The organism is Streptomyces sp. 3330, assembly GCF_031456635.1.
GTDB lineage: Bacteria > Actinomycetota > Actinomycetes > Streptomycetales > Streptomycetaceae > Streptomyces.
The window spans coordinates 319,302-337,018 of the sequence record NZ_JAVDVA010000002.1 but is presented as its reverse complement, the minus strand read 5'-3'; the positions used below and the strand labels follow the sequence as shown (position 1 = coordinate 337,018).

The window sequence follows — 17,717 nt, the reverse complement described above, 5'->3', positions numbered from 1 at the left end:
GAGGCCGGCCACCGCCCCTTCAGAGACGGCGATGGCCGCCACAGCAGCCCGGCCGGCGGGTTCCCCCACCGGATCCGGCCGGCCGGGCACCCGTCCTCAACCCACGTCCCCCCATCCCTTTCCACCGAAGAATGAGGTCTTCGTCATGTCTGCACTGCTCACCGGGACCCCCCTGGCCGGTCGTGTCGCCGTCGTCTCCGGCGCCTCCAGCGGCATGGGCGCCGTCACCGCCGAACGCTTGGCGGAGCTCGGCGCGACCGTGGTTGTCCTCGCCCGGCGCCAGGAGCGCCTGGACAGCGTCGTCAAGAACATCGAGGCCGGCGGCGGCACCGCCCTCGCCATCGCCGTCGACGTCACCGACCGTGAGGCCGTCCAGGCGGCCGCGGCTCAGGTCGCCGACCGATTCGGCAAGGCCGACCTGGTGTTCAACAACGCCGGCGTTCAGCTGATCTCGGGCATCGAGGAACTGAAGGTCGACGAGTGGCAGCGCCAGATCGACCTCAACATCACCGGTCTGATGAACGTCATCGCCGCGTTCCTGCCCCACCTCACCGAGGCAGCCGCCGCCGGCAAGCCCGCGGACCTCATCAACACCTCCTCGATCGCGGCAACCCGGATCCTGGAGAAGTTTTCGGTGTACTCGGGCACCAAGGCCTACATCAGCCACCTCACCCGGCTGCTCCGCGTCGAGCTGGGCCGCAAGATGGTTCGCGTCGCCACCATCGAGCCCGGAATGGTCGACACCGAGCTGCCCGACCACGTGACCGACCCTGACGCCTCCAAGCTCATGGCCGACCTGATCCACGACATCGACGTCCTCCAGGGCGCCGACGTGGCCGAGACCGTGGCTTTCATGGCCGCTGTCCCCCGCCACGTGAACCTCACCGAGATCACCATCCTTCCCACCGCCCAAGCAGTCTGAGCCAGGGCACGCGTTGGGGCGGGGGAGAACAGCGGACGCTGTTCTCCCCCGCCCCAACGCGTGCCCCCACACGCTCATCGGCCCTGCCTCAGCGACGTTCCGTCGCGCCGCACCCGCGGTGTCCCCGTCGATCGCGCTTCGCCCTGCATGGGCAGAAGCCCGGGGCACTCTGTGACCTGACGAGGTCGACGCGGGCCGGCCACGCTGGTCGCGGGAGGCTCTGCCGTTCTCCGGCTCGGCCTGCTCAGTGCCGACAGGACGGCCTGCGCGCAGCGTCGGCCTCATCGAGGATGGTTTGCTCCCACTGCCGCCTTGTGGGTCCGGACGGACCAGGGCGGGATTCAGGCCGCGCTGCGAGCCACCGCGTCAGACGTTCTCGTATCTCGTCGGTACCGAATGCCTCGTCGGGCATCGTGAGCATGTGGCGAGCACGCGCCCAGGCGCGCATGACCGTCGGATCCTCAAGGGCACAGGCGAAACGTGCCGCCTTCAGACGGCCTTCGGCGTCTACCGGTGGAGCGATGACCCCGGAGAGCCTCGCTTCATTGTCCCGGTCTGCGATCACCTGAAGGTCGTACCAAGGCTTCAGTACGCGTTCCGCCCAGCGCCCGTAGGCGTCGGCGTACAAGTAGTGGTGGGCCGCCGTACCCGCAGTGGCGGCAATCCGCTGAGCGGCCCGGAGGGCGAGGGTCGTGCCCTGAGTGAGCGTGGGGTTGGTGTGGACGAGAGCATCGCCGACTCGCACCAGACCGGTGACAAGAGGTCCTCGCTCGTCTGCCGTGGGCCTCCATCGGTTGTGGAGGCCGGCCATGATGTGCACGCCTCCGACAGGCTCGGCGCCTTCGGCGAGCCAGGCGCCGGAGGAGGGGAACAGGACCGCAAGAGCGTCAAAGACGTTCGGATCCGTAAGGGCGGGCAGCGTGGGGTCCTTGGTGGCGCACACCAGGGCCACGCCCAGCAGATCGTTGTCCGAGGGGAAAGCGATGCTCAACGCATGCGGGGAGGCAGAGGTATAGGGGGTGCGGTGTCCGGGTCGTGTGCCGGACGGCATGCGGTACCAGCGGCAGGCGTAGGCCACGCCGACACGGTGGCGCTCACTCCGTAGTGGGCGGGCGACAAGGCCGTCGAGCCAGCTTCCGACAGGCGAACGCTGTCCTGCCGCGTCCACGACCAGGTCGGCATGCAACTGACCGCCTGCGAAAGTGATCCCGGTGACCTGAGGTGGCCGACCGGTGGTCTGTCGGGTCTGCAGGCCGAGCACCCGTGTGCCCTGAAGGAGGCGCAGGTTGCTCTGGAACTGCGCTGCTGAGCGCAGGGCCGTCTCCAGCAGGACGCGCCGCGTCCGCACGAGAACCAGGTGTTCGTCACCCTCACGGTAGGCGGGGCGGGCGTCGAACCAGTCGAGTTCGTGCTGCTCCCAAGCACCCAATCGCTTCAGATGGTCATAGACATCGGGGACCTCGGCCTTCAGCACCGCACGAGCCGGGCTGAGCAGCGCGTGCGGCTGGATCGCCTGGGGCACTCGGGGACGAGGCCAGTCGAAGAAGTCCTCGTCGAGGCGGCCGGTGACCGCACGCGCCTCCTGTTCGAGGAGCGTGACGTCGTGGCCGGCGCGGGCCAGGAAGAGCGCCGTCGCCGTACCGGTGATGCCTGCGCCGATCACGGCGATGCGTGCCACTGTGCGGAACCCTCTCGCTTCGGGGCGGGGGTGGGTAGAAACCCACCCCCTCCCGGTTCTGCCAGATCCCGTTGCTCCGACGTCCCCCGTCCCAGGGGGAAGCCTGACCGGCGGACGCGGCGAAAGGCCTCGGCGAACATCGCCTAACCCCTGAGGGCGGCATCGGTTCAGGGACGGGTGGAGTGCTCAGGCTCCGGCTGCCGGCCGACGGCCCGCCGCGAGCGAGGTCGTGGAGAAGGACAAAGCGGCCAACAAACGCAGCGCAGTTTCATCGGCGGTGTCTGCAGGAGTGGTACAGACGAACAGCGTCTGGTCGTCTTCTCCGGCAAGCGCCATGGCCTGGTGGGACACGGTGAGGTTGCCAAAATCGGTGATCAGAGCGGAGGCCAGACGATTGATGGCGAGGACGTCCGTGCGGCGGCCCAGGACAAATGCCGGGCAGTAGGCGGTGCCGAGGCGGTGCAGAAGTTGCTCCATGGCGGATGTCACCTGCTGCGGGTGGTGCCGGCGATGTACTCGCTCCGGTTGAGCGGCGAGACGGAACAGGTGGGCGCGTTCGACTCATCCAGGTGGAGGGCCGCCGCGAGAGCGTCCAGGACGGCACGCGATGCGGTCTTGCTGCGTCCTTGCTCAAAGCGTGTGTAGTAATCGACGCTCACACCCGCCAGCTGTGCGAGTTCTTCGCGACGCAATCCGGCCACGCGGCGGCGCGTCGTGGTCGGGAAGCCCACATCGGCTGGCTCAAGACGCGACCGGCTGGCCCTGAGAAAGCCTCCGAGGGTGACGAGGTTTTCCATGATTTCATCCTGCGGGAGTCAGGTGGCCTGCGAGGAGCTCCGAAGGTGGCCCTGTTTCTCCCAGGACGACGTGTCGCACTCTCGCGGTCGCGGCAGTCGTCGGCGCAGGACGCCTCCCCTCCATGCCGGTCGCGGCAAGAACACAGGACAGGCTGCGTCGCCCCTGATGAGCCCCTTGGTGGCGTTCTGCTTCCGGTTGGGTCTGCGACCTGTCGTCGGCTTCCTACGTAGCGGTCACCGATGCATCCCTTCACAGGTCGCTGACATCTTCGATCCGGCGGTTGCAGACAGGCCCGCCTACCGAAGCGATCATGGAGACAACATGACACCCAAGGGCATCACTTACACCGGGCTCGACGCGCTCCTCACCCCCGAGAAGTCGGTACTGCTCCTGATCGACCACCAGGGTGCCCAGTTCGCCGGCATGCGCAGCATGGATGCCAACCTGGTGGTCAACAACGTGACCGCCCTGGCCAAGGGCGCGAAGCTGTTCGACGTGCCGACCATCCTGACCACCGTTGTGGAGGACCGGGGTGGCCACATCATCCGCCAGCTCCAGGACGTCTTCCCCGACCAGACGCCGATCGACCGGACGGCGATCAACACCTGGGAAGACCAGCGCGTCGTGGACGCGGTCGCCGCCACCGGCCGTAAGGACCTGATCATGGCCGGCCTGTGGACGGACATCTGCCTGGCTTGGCCCGCCATCCATGCCATCGCGGACGGCTACCGCGTGTTCGCCGTGACCGACGCCTCGGGTGCCACCACCAACGAGGCGCACGAGCGCGGCATCGAACGCATGATCCAGGCCGGTGTCATCCCGACCTGCTCCGGTACCGTCATCTCCGAGTGGCAGCGGGACTGGGCCCGTGAGGAGACCGTGCCCGGCATGACGGAGATCCTCCTCGAGCACGGCGGCAGCTTCGGCACCAGCCTCGCCTGGGAACTGCAGCTCCTGGGCCAGAACAAGGGCTGACCCTGCGGCTGTACCGCAGAGGCCGCGCGGCCCCGGCGTTACCGCCCGGCCAAGCTGCGCGGCCGCTTTTTCCCGTCCGGCGCGCGCGGCGTGCCGCCCCACGATGAAGGACAGAGCGCTCCTGGCATCACTGGGGCATGGATCCGCCATCGCGCCGGACTCTCTTCGACGGAGACCAGGACCCTGCATGACTCACGTGCCACGCGTCGGGCCACCACCGCCGTTCGATCCGGAACTGGCCCGCTACCTGCCGTCGATCGCACAGGCCGTGCCGTCGACCATCCTGCCGGACATGATCCCAGCCCTGCGGGAGGTGATGGCCGGGACCGCGCCCACCGATGAGGACCTCACCAGAGGCGGAACCATCGACGTGGAGCAGCTCCGGATACCGGGAGCGGACGGCGCGCCCGAGGTACCGCTGCTGATCTGCCGCCCGCACGCTGCGACCGGCCCGCTCCCGGCGGTCTACTTCACTCACGGCGGCGGCATGATGCTGGGAGACAATCGCAGCCTCCTGGGCGAAATGCTGGACTGGGTACAGGAGCTCGGTCTGGTCCTGGTGTCCGTGGAGTACCGGCTGGCCCCGGAGCACCCGTACCCGGCGGGACTTGAGGATGTATACGCCGGCCTGCAGTGGACGGCGCGCCATGCGCAGCAATGGGGCATCGACCCCGCCCGGCTGGTGGTCAGCGGCCCCAGTGCGGGGGGCGGGCTCACAGCCGCGCTGACCCTTCTGGCCCGCGACCGTGGCGGACCGCCGCTGGTCGGCCAGCTCCTGGCCTGCCCGATGCTGGACGATCGCAACGACACGCCCTCCAGCCATCAGATGGCTGGGCTCGGGGCGTGGGATCGCACATCGAACAACACCGGATGGACTGCGCTGCTCGGCACGCAGCGAGGCAGTGAGGATGTACCCGCTTACGCGGCCCCGGCACGGGCGGAGGACCTCTCGGGCCTGCCTCCCCTCTTCATCGACGTGGGCTCGGCCGAGACGTTCCGCGACGAGGTCGTCGCCTATGCCGCGCGATTCTGGCAGGCAGGGGGCGACGCAGAGCTGCATGTATGGCCGGGCGGCTTCCACGGCTTCGACGCCCTTGTGCCGCAGGCGGCGCTGTCGCAGCAGGCGCGTGCGGCGCGGCTCGCCTGGCTGCGCAAGCGGCTGGAACGTTGAAGCCGGCGCCGCGACGACCGGCGCAGGTGGCTCCGCAACATCCTCCGGCGTCGGAACTCACCCTGATTGTTGACACGACAACATCGGGCTCACTATTTTTGTTGATGCATCAACCAAAGAGGGGTGTGGCCGCTCGTGCCGCGCACCCACGCCGGCGACACATCGAGGAGACCTCTTGAACATCACAGTGATCGGACGCGGACGGGTCGGAGGAGGCCTGGCCGGACTGTGGGAAGAGGCCGGCCACCAGGTCACCACCCTGGGCCGTGACGGCGGCGACGCCTCACACGCCGAGGTCATCGTCGTTGCCGTCCCGGGCCACACCATCGCCGACGCTCTACAGAAGGTCAGCGGCCTCGACGGGCAGGTGACCATCGACGCCACCAACCTCTACACCGCACGCAGCGAAGCTTTCCCCTCCCTCGCTCACCAGGTGAAGTCGATCATCGGCGGACCCACCGCGAAGTCCTTCTCGACCGTCTTCGCCGCCGCCTATCAGCAGATCTCCACTCAGCGGGTGACACCGAGCAACCTCTACGCCGCGGAGGCGGCCGCGAAGAGCGTCACCGAACGACTCATCCGCGACGCAGGCTTCGACCCGCTCTACGTCGGTGACCTCGCCCCCGGAGCCCGGCTCCTCGAGGACAGCTCGGGCCTCACCCGCGCCCTCGCCGGACAGATCGGCCCCTTCTTCTACCGCTACGCCGTCCCCGGCGAGCTCTAGACCGCCGCCCCCGATCACCCTTAAGCACGCACATAGGAGCCATCATGACCAGAATCGCGATCATCATCGGCAGCACCCGCCCGGGCCGTAACGGCGAAGCCGTGGCGAACTGGGTCTACGACATCGCCAAGCAGCGCACCGACGCAGAGTACGAACTCGTCGACATCGCCGACTACAAGCTTCCTCACCTCGACGAGGCCGCGCCTCCCTCGTTGGGGCAGTACACCCAGCCTCACACGAAGGCCTGGGCCGAGAAGATCGCGTCCTTCGACGGTTTCGTTTTTGTCACCCCCGAGTACAACCACTCCACCTCCGGGGCCCTGAAGAACGCCATCGACTTCCTGTACGGCGAGTGGAACAACAAGGCGGCCGGATTCGTCAGTTACGGCAGTGTCGGAGGCACGCGGGCCGTCGAGCACCTGCGTCTGGTCATGGGTGAACTCCAGGTAGCCGATGTACGCGCGCAGGCTGCCCTGTCGCTGTTCACCGACTTCACCGACTTCACCGAGTTCACCCCGGCGGCGCACCAGGTGGGGGCCGTCGAGGCAGTCCTGGAGCAGGTGGTGGCCTGGAGCGGCGCCCTTGCGCAGTTGCGCAAGGCTGCCTAGCACCAGGCGCACCTGGCACAACAGTCATGTCGCAACCGTCAGTTCGGCGGCACGCGGCGCAGGCCCCGTAACCGGAGCCTATGTCCGACCCGAGTGGGGCACCCTCAGCGCCGCCGCATTGCGGTCCGAGGGTGCCTTCACGCCTTTTCAGCCCGCCGGCTCCACGCCGATCACTTTCGCAGCCGACGGACCTGTCGGCGCACCCCAGCACAGCAGGAGCATCTGATGCCCGAGAGCAACGTAAGTGAAGCCGCCAAGGCCGTCGTGCGGCGCAACACCGAAGAGGTCCAGGGAGGCGGCGACTACGCTCTTTTCGACGCATTGTTCGCCGACGACTTCGTCGACCACACGCCGCAGCCCGGACGCACTCCGGACAAGGCCGGCGCGCTGGAGCTGTACAAGACGCTGCGCTCCGCATTCCCCGACTTCCACGCGGTGATCCACTGGCAGGCCACCGAGGGCAACCTCGTCACGACCTACAAGACCTACCACGGCACCCAGGAAGGCGAGTTCTTCGGCATCGCCCCCACCGGCCGGACGATCCAGTTCGAGACCGTCGACGCGATGCGTGTCATCGACGGCAAGATCAGTGAGCATTGGGGCGTGGCCAACCTCTTCTCGCTCATGGAACAGCTCGGAGCACGGCCGAGCGCGCAGTAGAACTCGGGGTGCACCACGACGGGCCGGCCGCACTCGCGGCCGGCCCGCCCATGCACCCGGGCCGACATCGGATGTATGGCGTCTCGTATCAGACGGGAAGGCGCGTGCAGGCCGGGAGGCTGCGTGCGTGGGCAATTCGTGAGCGGCACTCCAGTTCCCGCCCGCGAGGGCGGTCTGCGGCCGACGCACAAACACAGCGGGATCGCCAACGGGGAGTCAGTGAAGCTGGGGGGCGTTTCTGGACAAGGCCGCTGTCGGGTCGCAAAGCTGAGCCGGGAGCGATGAGCGCAGCTGGACGGCCTGGACCGCAGGCCGCGCACCAGGGCGGGCGGCGCACCGCGACCCGGTGGACGCCATCCGTCGGCAGCACCAATGTGAGGCGTACGCTGCGCCGTTTGGCGAGGTCGCCGAGTACGAGACTCACATGTCGCGCGTGTACTTCGGCACCATCGCTCCGGGATGCGCGCTACTGGAACGACACCCGCGCCCTCCAGGACAACGAACCCCTGGTCTTCGCTGTGCGTCTCGAGGCACCGGCGCATCTCGCCGCCGCGGCCCGCAGTTCGGTTGTCCTACGGCTGCATCAGGAGCTACGCCGACAGCCAGTGCCGCAGGGCACGGGTAAGCGCAGGCATGACGGCGTAGGACATCAGGGTGCTGAAGAGGCATGCGACGAGGGCTGTCCGCGCGAGCAGCGGCAGGGGGGCCAGCACAGGCTGCAGCAAGGTGCTGGTGAGCAGGGAGAGCGGGAAGATGCCGAGCACTGCGGTGAGCGTCATCTTCCATCGTGCCGGCACCCGGGCGGATCCGTCCGGTGGGAACCAGCCTTCCAGGCCGGTGAGCCGGCGCCGGGCCACTTCTTGGTGGTGGCCGTCGGCGCGGGCGAACCAGGCAGCGCGTTCCACTGAGTCATGCCAGCGGGTGTAGGCCTCGGCGTCTTGGAAGCGGTGGACGAGATACCACGGCTCGCCGAGGCCGGCAGGACGGAACAGCCCATAGCCCAGATGCCCGGGGAAGGCAGCGGCCGCATCCAGAATGCCTTGAGCCCACTGCTCGAATTGCGTCTCGTAGCCGGGGTCGACTCGGCGGGCGATGAGCACGGCAACCTCGCCGGACGGGTGGGGCTGTGTCGCCTGTTCCGGCCCGGCTTCGGGCATGTCGAACTCCGCGGTGAGTGGGAAGGCAGGGGCTGCTGGTGCAGGAGGATCCGGCTGGGCGGGTATCGGACTCCCCTCGCGTGCGCTGTGCAGGGTCGTCGAAGTGGCCAGGTGGCGTGCCGGGGTCGGCACGCCACCTGTCGGGTGCTTGCTCAGTGGGCGGTCTGGCCTCCGTCGACGACGAACACACCTCCGGTGGTGAAAGACGCGGCCGATGAAGCAAGGTGCAGCACCATGCCGACGATCTCTTCCGGATCGGCTGCGCGCCCCATCTGGGGGCCGGCCATGACGATGTCCCGCTTGACCGGGTCGTCGAGCCAGGGCTGGGTCATGGCGGTGTGGGTGAGGCCGGGGGCGAGGGCGTTGACGCGGATTCCGGCCTTGGCGTAGTCGACGGCGGCGGCCTTGGTGAGGCCGATGACGCCGTGCTTGGCGGCCACGTAAGGGGCCATGTCGGGGTCTCCGATGAGACCTGCGATGGAGGCGGTGTTGATGATGGAGCCGCCACCGGCGGTGATCATGTGGGCGATCTCGTACTTCAGGGAGAGGAAGACGCCCTTGAGGTCGACGGCGATCGCCTTGTCCCAGTCCTCTTCGGACTGCTGGGCGAGAGGGGCGGGCGGCACGAAGACGCCAGCGTTGTTGAAGGCGATGTGCAGGTCTCCAAAGGTGTCCACGGTGGTGGACACCAGGCGGTCGACATCGCGGGCGAGGGTGACGTCCGTGGGGACGAAGAGACCTCGGCCGCCCTCCTTCTCGATGAGCTCGACGGTGTCGTTGCTGCGTTCGTCGACGTCTCCGATGACAACGACTGCGCCCTGCCGGGCGAAGGCGAGGGAGGCCGCGCGGCCGATGCCGGTGGCTCCTCCGGTGACGAGAACGATCTTGCCTGTGAAGTCGAGGGGGTTGTCGGTCACAGCGTCCATCTCCTGGCCAGTGGTGCGGTGCGTTTGCATGCGGGTGGGGCCGCCGACCGGGTCCTGTATGCGTGGGCAGGACCCGGCCGGGGCGGATCGGGGGGTCAGAAGGTGACGGTGACCTTGCCGCGGATGTGGTTGGCGGCGTAGTCGAGGAGGGCCTGGCGGGCCTGGCCGAAGCTGTAGTCGGAGTCGATCTCGATGCGCAGGGTCCCGCGTGCGGCTTGGGCGGCGAGAGCTTCCAGGCGGCCTTCGGGTGCACGGGTCCCGCCGTAGGCGGCGCTGACCTCGCGGTCGAAGGCTGCGGGGCCGCCCAGTGGGGACACCAGCCGGCCGCCGGGCTTGGCCGCCGCTGCGGTGGTGGCGAGCGCGGGGCCGGCGTGGGCGAGATCGATGACCGCATCGACGCCGCCGGGTACCAGACGGTGTGCCGCCTGGGCCAGGTCGCCTGCGCGGTAGTCGAGCGTGTGGTCGGCTCCGAGGCGGTGCAGGAAGTCGCTGTCGCTGTCGCGGCCGCCGGCCAGGACGGTCAGGCCGGCTCGCTTGGCGAGCTGGACGGTGAAGGATCCGACGCCTCCGCTTGCACCGACGATGAGGACACTGCCGTGGAGAGGAACGCGGGTGATGTCGAGCAGCGCGGCGGCGGTGAGTGCGCCGGTCGGCAGGGCGGCGCCCTGTGCGGGCGTGAGCGCAGCGGGGCGTCGGGCGGCCGAGGGCGCGTCGCTGATGAGGGCGTACTCGGCCAGGGCCCCGGAGGGGATGCTGTTCCAGGCGATGACCGGGTCGCCGACGACGAATCGCGTGCTGCCTTCGCCGACAGCTTCGACGGTGCCACTGATGTCGACGCCGGGGACGAAGGGGTGCGTGGCCGGGATGGCCTCGCGCATGGAGCCGGTGACAAGGACCTTGTCGACCGCGTTGATCGAGGCGGCTTCCATCCTGACCAGGAGTTGCCCGGGCCCGGGGACGGGCGTGGGCAGGTCGGTGAATTCCAGTTCTTCCAGGGGTCCGTAGGACCGGGCAACCAGCGCCTTCATGATCGTTCTCCTCCGTGTCCCGGTTCTCAGGGTGAGGGGCCGGGCGGGTTCGGCGAGCCGATCAGGTGTGCCGTACCCTCGTTTTGTTGATGCATCAACATTACATCGATGTTGATGCATCAACAAGTGGTCGATGGTCGCCCGGGAGCCGCCGGGCGGGTGAGGTCAGTCGCTGACGCGGCTGGCCGCCGTGTAGCGCCACGGCTCGTACTCGGGATGCCGGGCGCTCCACCCTGCGATGAAGGGGCACACGGCGAGGAATCGGGTGTCCGTCCTCTTGACCATGTCCAGTCCCGCCCGGGCGAGGGCGGAACCGACACCTCGGCCTTCGAATTCGGGATCGACCTCGGTGTGGACGAAGGCGATCAGCCGCTTGGCGGGCAAGTATTCGGCGATTCCCGCGAGCCGCCCGTCCACGTACGCCTCCAGACGCTGGTGGTCGGTGACCTCGCGCACGGTGATCTGCGACATGTCCTGCACCATCACTTCTCCGTTCCTGGCAGGCCCGTCCGCTCCTCGGCGGCGCGGCGCCCGCATGCCACCCTCTCCGGTTGCGACGGCCCGGAGCATCGGCGATCCCCACCTACGTCACGCCCTTGCCATGCGCGGGAGCTCCCGCGAACCCGCAGCCCGTGTCCGTCAGCGGACCCGGCCTCGCACCTTGAGAGGCAGGGGCGGAAGTTCCGGAGCTGGCAGCGGCGCTCCGTCGAAGCCGTCGATGCGGCCGAAGCGTTCGGCGGCGGCCGTCCACTCGCTGCGCGCTTGCTCGATGTCGCCCTGGCTGCGGCCGATGAAGTTCCACCACATGACGATCTTTTCCTCGAACGGTTCGCCGCCCAGGAGCAGCAGGCCGCAGTCGGAGTCGGCATGGAGTCCGAGCGCGTCGCGTCCGCATCCGAGGTAGAGCATGGAGCCCGGGCCGACAGACCGGCCGTCGATGCGGACGGTCCCGGACATGGTGAGCACGGCGTGTTCGAAGTCCCGTTGCAGAGGCAGCGTGATGTCGGCGTCTGCCGCGAGTGCGATGTCCACGCCGAGCAGGGGCGAGTAGGTCGTGCCGGGTGAGCGGGTGCCGTCGATCTCGCCCAGGATGACGGTGGCGTGCAGGCCGCTGCGTGAGGTGAGGGTAGGCAGGTCGGCGTGGTGCTCGAAGGCGGGGGCGGTGTCCAGGTGGGCTCCGGGCAGCGCCACCCACAGCTGTGCCCCGTGCAGAAGCGGTGCGTGTTCGCGGGGTGACTGCTCGGCGTGCGAGATGCCGTGTCCGGCGGTCATCAGCCCCAGTTCGCGGGAGCGGACCGTCTGGAGGCTGCCGAGGCTGTCGCGGTGCAGGACTTCGCCCTGATGCAGCCAGCTGACAGTCTGCAGGCTGGTGTGAGGGTGGGGCGGGACCCACATGCCGGGTTCGTCGGCGATGTCGTCGGGCCCGTAGTGGTCGACGAAGCACCACGCGCCCACCATGCGGCGGCCGAGATTGGGCAGCAGCCTGCGCACCTGCGTGCTGCCTCCCAGGGAGGCCAGGCGGGGCTCCAGCAATTCGTGGACCGGCTGACCGGGGACTGCCTGGCGTCCTCCGCGTAGAGCCGGCTGAGGGGTCGTGTCCAGATTGCTCATGTCTGCGTCCTGCGGGTGCGGGGCGTTGCCGCTCGGTGGGTTGTCACAGCGCGAAGCGGGTCCGGTGTGCTTCCGGCACCAAGACAAGGAAGTCGTCGGGGTGCTTGGCGATGTAGGCGCGAATGAAGGGGCAGTACGGAAGGACCTTCAGGTGCTGCTCCTGGGCCGCCAGCAGGGCGCCCCGGGCGAGCACCTGGCCCAGGCCATGGCCGGCGAACCGCTCGTCGATGGCGGTGTGCAGGAAGGCGATCTCGTCGTGGAAGCGGTGGTACTCGGTGAACCCGGCGAGTTCGTCCTGCTCGAAGATCTCGAATCGCGATTTCTCGCGGTGATCCTTCACCCTTGCCGACATGGTTCCTCCAGCGGTGTGTGCTGCTCGGGGCAGCCGTCAGATGCTTGCCGCGCCCCGGAGGACACTGGTTCGCAGGCCCACCGCCGCATGGTCAGGTGCGCGCGAACAGACGTCCGGCGCTGGGCGTGCGGCGTCCTTCAGCCTTCCAGGGCGGGCACGCAGGCCGCATCGGCGAAAGGCACCTACCGCGTCGGCCCGGCAACCGCAGGACGGCGGGGGCTTGTCGCGCGACCCTCGTCCGATTCTTGTGCTGCTAGGCGGTCATCCCGGTCTCCGGGTGCCATTGCGTGGGCTGCTGGTCGGAGGCGTGCATCAGGCGGTAGCGGCCGGGGGAGATGCCGTGCGCGCGCTTGAAGGCGTTGGCGAACGCGTACTGCGAGCCGTAGCCCACCTGGTGCGCGATGGCTTCGAGCGAGGTGGTGCCGTTCTTGAGCAGGCGGGCAGCGACGCTGAGCCTCCACCAGGTCAGATAGGCCAGTGGCGCCTGCCCCACCAGGCCGGTGAACCGGCGGGCGAAAGCGGCCCGTGACAGATTGCCCTTCCTGCCCAGGTCCTCCACCGTCCAGGCACGTGCGGGATCCTCGTGCATGGCGCTGAGCGCTGCGCTGACAGCCGGGTCGGCGAGCGCGGCGGACCAGCCGGGAGCTCCACGGTCGGACTCGTCTTCGAGCCAGGCGCGCAGCATGTAGATGAGCAAGAGGTCCAGCAGCGTGGACAGGGCAGAGACAGATCCTTGCTGCGGGTGCTGCAGTTCGCTGCCGAGCAGGGACACCGCGGAGTGCAGAGCGGGGTGACGGCCGAACTGCGATCGCAGATGGATGACCTCCGGAAGGGTGGCCAGCAAGGGGTGGGACTGTGATCGGTCGAGCTGGTAGGCCCCGCACAGCAGGGAGGTGGGGCCGTCCTCCTCCGCATGGCCCAGGTCTGCCAGAGCGTGCTCCGAGCCGTGGGGGGTGAGCACGACGTCGCCGACGTTCAGGGTGCGCGGCGTGCTGTTGTCGGTCAGCAGTCGGCACGAGCCGCTCAGCACGATGTGGAAGCCGGCTCCGGCGAACGGCGCGAAGGGGGTGTGCCAGGCGCCTTCGCGGTCCTCTCGGTTGGCGAACGGGCGGCCGGAGCGGAGCGAGGCGACAACATCACTGAGCACATCCATACCCTCAAAGGTATCGGATGAGTTAATAAAGAAGGCTTGGGATTTACTCATCGTCTTGCCTTCTGGACTTTTAATGGGCTGCCACCCTAGATGTTGCGGATCGCGCGGCCGGGCAGTGCTGCCGTGTCCAGCTCCCCGTCACACACCACGAGCCGGCCGGCGACCAGGACGTGCGTGATGCCTGTGGAGGCGCGCAGCGGGGTGGCGAAGGAAGCCCGTTCGGTGACGGCCTGCTGGTCGAAGATCGTGATGTCGGCGTCACAGCCGATCCGGATGCGGCCCTTCGTTCGCAAGGAGGGCGCGCCCGCTGCGGCGATATCGGCCGGGACGAGGGTCATGCGGGCGATGACCTCGGACAGGGTGCGCCGGGAGGCAGTGCCTGCGAACAGGCGCAGGGTGCGGCTGAAGGTGCCGGCCCCGCGGGGGTGGGTGGGGGCGGCCTCCGGCGGCGGCCAGGCGGACGGGGTGACGTTGGTGGGCATGGCATCGCTGGCGACGGCGGTGTGGTCGCCGAACAGGGCGCGCTCGAGCAGGTCGCGTTGGGCGGCGCCGGTTTCGCGCAGAGGTTCGAACAGGACGAGGGTTTCGGGACGGTCGCGGCGCAGGCGACGCAAGGTGGCGGTGTCGGGCAGCGGTCGGCCGGTGACGGGGTCCTTGACGGCGTGATGATCGAGCCCGGCGTCCTTGAGCAGGTCCGGAGCGAGGAAGGGGGCCCCGACGGGGGTCATCGCTGTCGCGTAGGGGTAGGCCTCCGTGGTCAGTACGGCGCCCTTGTCCCGGGCTGTGCCCAGGGCTTCGGTTACGGCGTCGATGTGGCTGCGGGCGGTGGAATTGACGTGGCAGCAGTGCAGGTGGGCTCCGGAGTCCAGCGCGACGCGGACCAGTTCCTCGACGCCGTCGACGGGACCGGCGGGGTTGAAGGCGCGCAGTTCGCGGATGTGGGTGAACGTGGTCATGCTGTGGGCGCGGGCGAGTTCGGCCATGCCGTGGAACTCCGCGGTGCCCGCACCGGCGCAATAGCCCAGGAGCATGCCGATACCGATGGCGCCTTCTGCCAGCTGGGTCTCGACGATCTGTGTGATGCGGACTGTCTCCGCCCGGGTGGCGTGCCGTTGCCAGGCGGGGTTTCCGAGATCCTTGAGGACGGTGTGGGCCGGCATGGGGGTGTCGGCGAGGACGGCCATGCGGGCGGCGGCCCAGGAAGCGGAGTAGCCGTAGTGGATGGGACGGCCTTCGTCCGCGGCCTGACGGTAGAGGGCGCTCACGGGGCCGGCGCCGGCTTCGAGTTCGAGGGCGGTGGTGACGCCGTCGAGGGCCTGCAGACGCAGGCCGGTGAGGTCCTGGGCGTGGCTGTGCAGGTCGATGAAGCCGGGGCAGGCCACGAGCCCGGTGGCGTCGATCCGGGTGAGTGCGTCGAGTGGCGATGCTGTGAGGTGCGTGATGCGGCCGCGGTGAATGCCGATGTTCAGGACGTCGTCCAGGCCCGTTTCCGGGTCGATGACCCGGGCCCGCTCGATGACGGTGTCGAGCATCAGGTCACCGCCCCGCGGGCCGGGATCGGCAGGATTCCGACGGAGCGGCCGCCGCTGATCAGGTGATAGGCGCCGTAGAGGTTGATGGTGGTGTCGCAGTGGCTGGGCAGCAGCAGGATCCATTGCTGGTCCCCGGAGTTGCGGACGAGGCCGTGCTCGTCGCCGGCGACGGTGTAGGTGGCACCGTGGGGGTGGACGACCTCGGGCATGCCGTCTTCGGTGCTGACGGCCTTCCATCCCGTGTCCACGACGGCCAGGTCCTTCTCGGGTTGGCTGACCACCTGCGTCAGGACGTGCAGGGCCTTCTCGAAGTGGATGTTCTGTATGCCGGCGTAGTGCGCGTCCATGACCGCGTACGAGCCGGGCTGCACCTCGGTCACCACGCCGGACTCCGGGGCGAACTCGCAGCTGCCGGTGCCGTCGGTGCTGACTTCCTCGACGCGCAGGCCCAGGGCGGCTATGGCCTGCGCCGCCTCCCGCACGCGCGCGTAGATGCGATGCGCCTCCACGCGCCGCTGCTCCACGTCGGGGATGTGCTGGATGTGTCCGCCGTAGCCCTGGATTCCGCGGAAATGCAGGTGAGGGCTGTCGGCGCAGAGCTGGGCGAGCTCGGCGGCGGCCCGGACGCTGCGGACGCCGGTGCGCCCCTGGCCCACCTCGAGGTCGACCAGAACGGGTAGGACGACCCCGCGCCGGCCGCAGGCGGCGTTCAAGTGGCGCACTGACTGAACGCTGTCGACGACGACACACAGGTCCGCCAGGCCGGCCAGGTCGAGCAGGCGGCTGGTCTTGCTCGCGGGTACGGGGCAGGTGAGGAGGATGTCGCGGATTCCCGCGTGGGCCATCACTTCGGCTTCCGCCAGCTTGGTGACGCAGATGCCGCGTGCGCCCGACGCGATCTGCTGCGCGGCGATCCAGGGGCTTTTGTGCGTCTTGGCGTGCGGACGCAGGGCGATGCCGTGCTCGTCCGACCACGTCTGCATGCGGGTGAGGTTGGCCGTCAGCTTGTCGAGGTCGAGCAGCAGGGCCGGTGTGGGGACGCCGGTGAGGTCCAAGGGCATGTCGTTCACTTCCAAAGACGGCAGGCAAGAAGGGTCGGGCGCAGGGCGCTGAGACGGCGCACCCTCGTTTTGCCGGCGCGCCGGGGACGTGGGTGCGGGTGTGTCCCCGGCGGGCAGCGCAAGGGCTACTGCTTCGTTGTCGGCGCGGCCAGCGGCGCCCATTGCTTGATGGTGAAGTCGCTTCCTTCGCGGACGACTTCGGCCGCTCCGGCGCCACCGAGGTGGGCCGGGATGATCAAGGCGTTGGTGTCGGCGGCTTCCTCCATCATCCGGCGGCGGCTGACGGCTGCCTGCCGCTGGTCTTCGCTCAGGCAGGTGTCGTGGTCGGGGGTGAGGAACTGCAGCGGGGTGTGGACCAGGTCGCCGACGAAGAAGGCACGGTCCGCGCCCGAGTGCAGCCTGAGCACTGTCGAGCCGGGGGTGTGACCGGGCGCGAGCTGGAGGGTCAGCCCCGCGGCGATGGTGTGGTCGGTTCCTTCCCAGACCAGGGCCTGGCCGGCGTGGCGGACGGGCAGCACGCTGTCGTTGAAGGCTGCCCTGCTGTCGGCCGGGTCACCGAAGTCGGCCTTGCGGGTGATGTTGTTGGCGGGGTTCCAGTAATCGAAGTCCGCCTTGTGGATCAGGTACCGGGCGTTGGGGAAGGTCGGCACCCATTCGCCGTTCTCCAGCCGGGTGTTCCAGCCGACGTGGTCGGTGTGCAGGTGAGTGTTGACGACCGTGTCGACGTCCTGGGGCTGCACGCCGATGGCGGCAAGCTGGTGGAGGAAGTCGCCGTCGCGGTTGCCCATGAGGCCATCGGTGCGCGGCTTGTCGTTGCCCATGCCGGTGTCGATGAGGATGGTGCGGCCTCCCCCGCGCAGGACCCAGGTCTGCATGTGGGCCTGGTAGTCACCGCTCGCAGCGTCCCAGAAGTGCGGGTCGAGCCACTGCTGGTGCTCTTGCCAGGCCTCGTCGGGGATGGACGGGAACAGCACGCCGACCGGCGCGAAGCGGCCGTGCCATTCGGTGACGCGGGTGATGTCGAAGTCTCCGAGAGTGAAAGTCTGCATGCCTCGACGGTACGGAGCAGAAATAAGACGCTCAATAATCGAGAGTGCCCTCTTGATGCGCGATCGTCTTCAGTAAGAGGTTCCACCTGCTGAGAGCGACGCTTGACCAGCCATAGCTGTGCCGCCGTCCAGGGACCGCGAGAGCCAAGGGCTCGCCAAGTCCAAGAACTGTGCTCCGCCGCGCCTTGTGACGGCGTCTGCGCAGGTCGCCGCAGAGCGACAAGACGGCATAGACGGCCCGTAGACGCCGGGTCGATCAGCCGTAGGCGCACGCGGTCCAGGATCAGGCACCGAGGGCGGCCCGGGCCGCTT

General features: G+C 68.8%; 19 protein-coding genes. 6 read left to right on the top strand and 13 right to left on the bottom strand.

The features are described 5' to 3' along the window. The first annotated feature begins 145 nt into the window (after window positions 1-145). Window positions 146-922, top strand: coding sequence for an SDR family oxidoreductase (locus J2X68_RS04930; RefSeq protein ID WP_310431182.1), 777 nt, complete (start codon window positions 146-148; stop codon window positions 920-922). A gap of 244 nt (window positions 923-1,166) precedes the next feature. On the opposite strand, the gene J2X68_RS04925 is transcribed toward J2X68_RS04930, so the two are convergent. The 3 genes from J2X68_RS04925 to J2X68_RS04915 form a co-directional block, all read right to left on the bottom strand. Continuing rightward, window positions 1,167-2,600 carry an FAD-dependent oxidoreductase gene (locus J2X68_RS04925; protein ID WP_310431181.1) on the bottom strand — a complete coding sequence of 478 codons (1,434 nt, stop codon included), beginning with the start codon at window positions 2,598-2,600 and terminating at the stop codon, window positions 1,167-1,169. 186 nt (window positions 2,601-2,786) lie between these two features. Then, window positions 2,787-3,077, bottom strand: a complete 291-nt coding sequence (locus tag J2X68_RS04920) for a hypothetical protein (protein WP_310431180.1) — start codon at window positions 3,075-3,077, stop codon at window positions 2,787-2,789. An 8-nt stretch (window positions 3,078-3,085) separates the two neighbouring features. Further along, a complete protein-coding gene (locus J2X68_RS04915; protein ID WP_310431179.1) occupies window positions 3,086-3,397 on the bottom strand; it encodes a helix-turn-helix transcriptional regulator in 312 nt (103 codons plus the stop codon). Window positions 3,398-3,719: 322 nt separating this feature from the next. Between J2X68_RS04915 and J2X68_RS04910 the strand changes: the two genes are divergently transcribed. The 5 genes from J2X68_RS04910 (at window position 3,720) to J2X68_RS04890 (ending at window position 7,536) form a co-directional block, all read left to right on the top strand. Then, the gene (locus J2X68_RS04910; protein WP_310431178.1) at window positions 3,720-4,373 is read left to right on the top strand and encodes a hydrolase; all 654 of its coding nucleotides are present in this window, start codon (window positions 3,720-3,722) and stop codon (window positions 4,371-4,373) included. A 187-nt stretch (window positions 4,374-4,560) separates the two neighbouring features. After that, a complete protein-coding gene (locus J2X68_RS04905; protein WP_310431177.1) occupies window positions 4,561-5,544 on the top strand; it encodes an alpha/beta hydrolase in 984 nt (327 codons plus the stop codon). A gap of 175 nt (window positions 5,545-5,719) precedes the next feature. Continuing rightward, window positions 5,720-6,268, top strand: a complete 549-nt coding sequence (locus J2X68_RS04900; protein WP_310431176.1) for a dinucleotide-binding protein — start codon at window positions 5,720-5,722, stop codon at window positions 6,266-6,268. 44 nt (window positions 6,269-6,312) lie between these two features. After that, window positions 6,313-6,876: an NAD(P)H-dependent oxidoreductase gene (locus tag J2X68_RS04895; protein ID WP_310431175.1), complete on the top strand. Its 564-nt coding sequence runs from the start codon at window positions 6,313-6,315 to the stop codon at window positions 6,874-6,876. Between the two features lie 225 nt (window positions 6,877-7,101). Next, window positions 7,102-7,536, top strand: a complete 435-nt coding sequence (locus tag J2X68_RS04890; RefSeq protein ID WP_310431174.1) for an ester cyclase — start codon at window positions 7,102-7,104, stop codon at window positions 7,534-7,536. Between the two features lie 590 nt (window positions 7,537-8,126). Here the strand turns inward: J2X68_RS04890 and J2X68_RS04885 are convergent. From J2X68_RS04885 to J2X68_RS04840, 10 genes are all read right to left on the bottom strand, one after another. Further along, window positions 8,127-8,693, bottom strand: coding sequence for an antibiotic biosynthesis monooxygenase (locus tag J2X68_RS04885; protein ID WP_310431173.1), 567 nt, complete (start codon window positions 8,691-8,693; stop codon window positions 8,127-8,129). Between the two features lie 152 nt (window positions 8,694-8,845). Then, window positions 8,846-9,610 carry an SDR family oxidoreductase gene (locus J2X68_RS04880; RefSeq protein WP_310431172.1) on the bottom strand — a complete coding sequence of 255 codons (765 nt, stop codon included), beginning with the start codon at window positions 9,608-9,610 and terminating at the stop codon, window positions 8,846-8,848. A 104-nt stretch (window positions 9,611-9,714) separates the two neighbouring features. Next, window positions 9,715-10,647: an NADP-dependent oxidoreductase gene (locus J2X68_RS04875; protein ID WP_310431171.1), complete on the bottom strand. Its 933-nt coding sequence runs from the start codon at window positions 10,645-10,647 to the stop codon at window positions 9,715-9,717. Between the two features lie 165 nt (window positions 10,648-10,812). Continuing rightward, window positions 10,813-11,130, bottom strand: coding sequence for a GNAT family N-acetyltransferase (locus J2X68_RS04870; RefSeq protein ID WP_310431170.1), 318 nt, complete (start codon window positions 11,128-11,130; stop codon window positions 10,813-10,815). A 156-nt stretch (window positions 11,131-11,286) separates the two neighbouring features. Beyond that, window positions 11,287-12,258, bottom strand: coding sequence for a pirin family protein (locus tag J2X68_RS04865; RefSeq protein ID WP_310431169.1), 972 nt, complete (start codon window positions 12,256-12,258; stop codon window positions 11,287-11,289). Between the two features lie 43 nt (window positions 12,259-12,301). Beyond that, entirely contained in the window at window positions 12,302-12,610 is a 309-nt protein-coding gene (locus J2X68_RS04860) for a GNAT family N-acetyltransferase (RefSeq protein WP_310431168.1), read from the bottom strand. A gap of 253 nt (window positions 12,611-12,863) precedes the next feature. After that, window positions 12,864-13,763 (bottom strand): AraC family transcriptional regulator, encoded by a 900-nt coding sequence (locus J2X68_RS04855; RefSeq protein ID WP_310431167.1) that lies wholly within the window; start codon window positions 13,761-13,763, stop codon window positions 12,864-12,866. A gap of 86 nt (window positions 13,764-13,849) precedes the next feature. Further along, window positions 13,850-15,295: an amidohydrolase family protein gene (locus tag J2X68_RS04850; RefSeq protein ID WP_310431166.1), complete on the bottom strand. Its 1,446-nt coding sequence runs from the start codon at window positions 15,293-15,295 to the stop codon at window positions 13,850-13,852. Next, on the bottom strand, window positions 15,295-16,356 hold the full coding sequence (locus J2X68_RS04845) for a DSD1 family PLP-dependent enzyme (RefSeq protein WP_310431165.1): 1,062 nt from the start codon (window positions 16,354-16,356) through the stop codon (window positions 15,295-15,297). The genes J2X68_RS04850 and J2X68_RS04845 overlap by 1 nt, the downstream gene beginning before the upstream one ends. A gap of 125 nt (window positions 16,357-16,481) precedes the next feature. After that, on the bottom strand, window positions 16,482-17,405 hold the full coding sequence (locus tag J2X68_RS04840) for an MBL fold metallo-hydrolase (RefSeq protein ID WP_310431164.1): 924 nt from the start codon (window positions 17,403-17,405) through the stop codon (window positions 16,482-16,484). Between the last annotated feature and the right edge of the window lie 312 nt (window positions 17,406-17,717).

Excerpts from the sequence above, each read along its gene's own strand:
- J2X68_RS04930 (WP_310431182.1), top strand. The coding sequence starts at position 146 with ATGTCTGCACTGCTCACCGGGACCCCCCTGGCCGGTCGTGTCGCCGTC.
- J2X68_RS04920 (WP_310431180.1), bottom strand. The coding sequence starts at position 3,077 with ATGGAGCAACTTCTGCACCGCCTCGGCACCGCCTACTGCCCGGCATTT.
- J2X68_RS04915 (WP_310431179.1), bottom strand. The coding sequence starts at position 3,397 with ATGGAAAACCTCGTCACCCTCGGAGGCTTTCTCAGGGCCAGCCGGTCG.
- J2X68_RS04910 (WP_310431178.1), top strand. The coding sequence starts at position 3,720 with ATGACACCCAAGGGCATCACTTACACCGGGCTCGACGCGCTCCTCACC.
- J2X68_RS04905 (WP_310431177.1), top strand. The coding sequence starts at position 4,561 with ATGACTCACGTGCCACGCGTCGGGCCACCACCGCCGTTCGATCCGGAA.
- J2X68_RS04895 (WP_310431175.1), top strand. The coding sequence starts at position 6,313 with ATGACCAGAATCGCGATCATCATCGGCAGCACCCGCCCGGGCCGTAAC.
- J2X68_RS04890 (WP_310431174.1), top strand. The coding sequence starts at position 7,102 with ATGCCCGAGAGCAACGTAAGTGAAGCCGCCAAGGCCGTCGTGCGGCGC.
- J2X68_RS04885 (WP_310431173.1), bottom strand. The coding sequence starts at position 8,693 with ATGCCCGAAGCCGGGCCGGAACAGGCGACACAGCCCCACCCGTCCGGC.
- J2X68_RS04875 (WP_310431171.1), bottom strand. The coding sequence starts at position 10,647 with ATGAAGGCGCTGGTTGCCCGGTCCTACGGACCCCTGGAAGAACTGGAA.
- J2X68_RS04870 (WP_310431170.1), bottom strand. The coding sequence starts at position 11,130 with ATGGTGCAGGACATGTCGCAGATCACCGTGCGCGAGGTCACCGACCAC.
- J2X68_RS04865 (WP_310431169.1), bottom strand. The coding sequence starts at position 12,258 with ATGAGCAATCTGGACACGACCCCTCAGCCGGCTCTACGCGGAGGACGC.
- J2X68_RS04860 (WP_310431168.1), bottom strand. The coding sequence starts at position 12,610 with ATGTCGGCAAGGGTGAAGGATCACCGCGAGAAATCGCGATTCGAGATC.
- J2X68_RS04855 (WP_310431167.1), bottom strand. The coding sequence starts at position 13,763 with ATGGATGTGCTCAGTGATGTTGTCGCCTCGCTCCGCTCCGGCCGCCCG.
- J2X68_RS04850 (WP_310431166.1), bottom strand. The coding sequence starts at position 15,295 with ATGCTCGACACCGTCATCGAGCGGGCCCGGGTCATCGACCCGGAAACG.
- J2X68_RS04845 (WP_310431165.1), bottom strand. The coding sequence starts at position 16,356 with ATGCCCTTGGACCTCACCGGCGTCCCCACACCGGCCCTGCTGCTCGAC.
- J2X68_RS04840 (WP_310431164.1), bottom strand. The coding sequence starts at position 17,405 with ATGCAGACTTTCACTCTCGGAGACTTCGACATCACCCGCGTCACCGAA.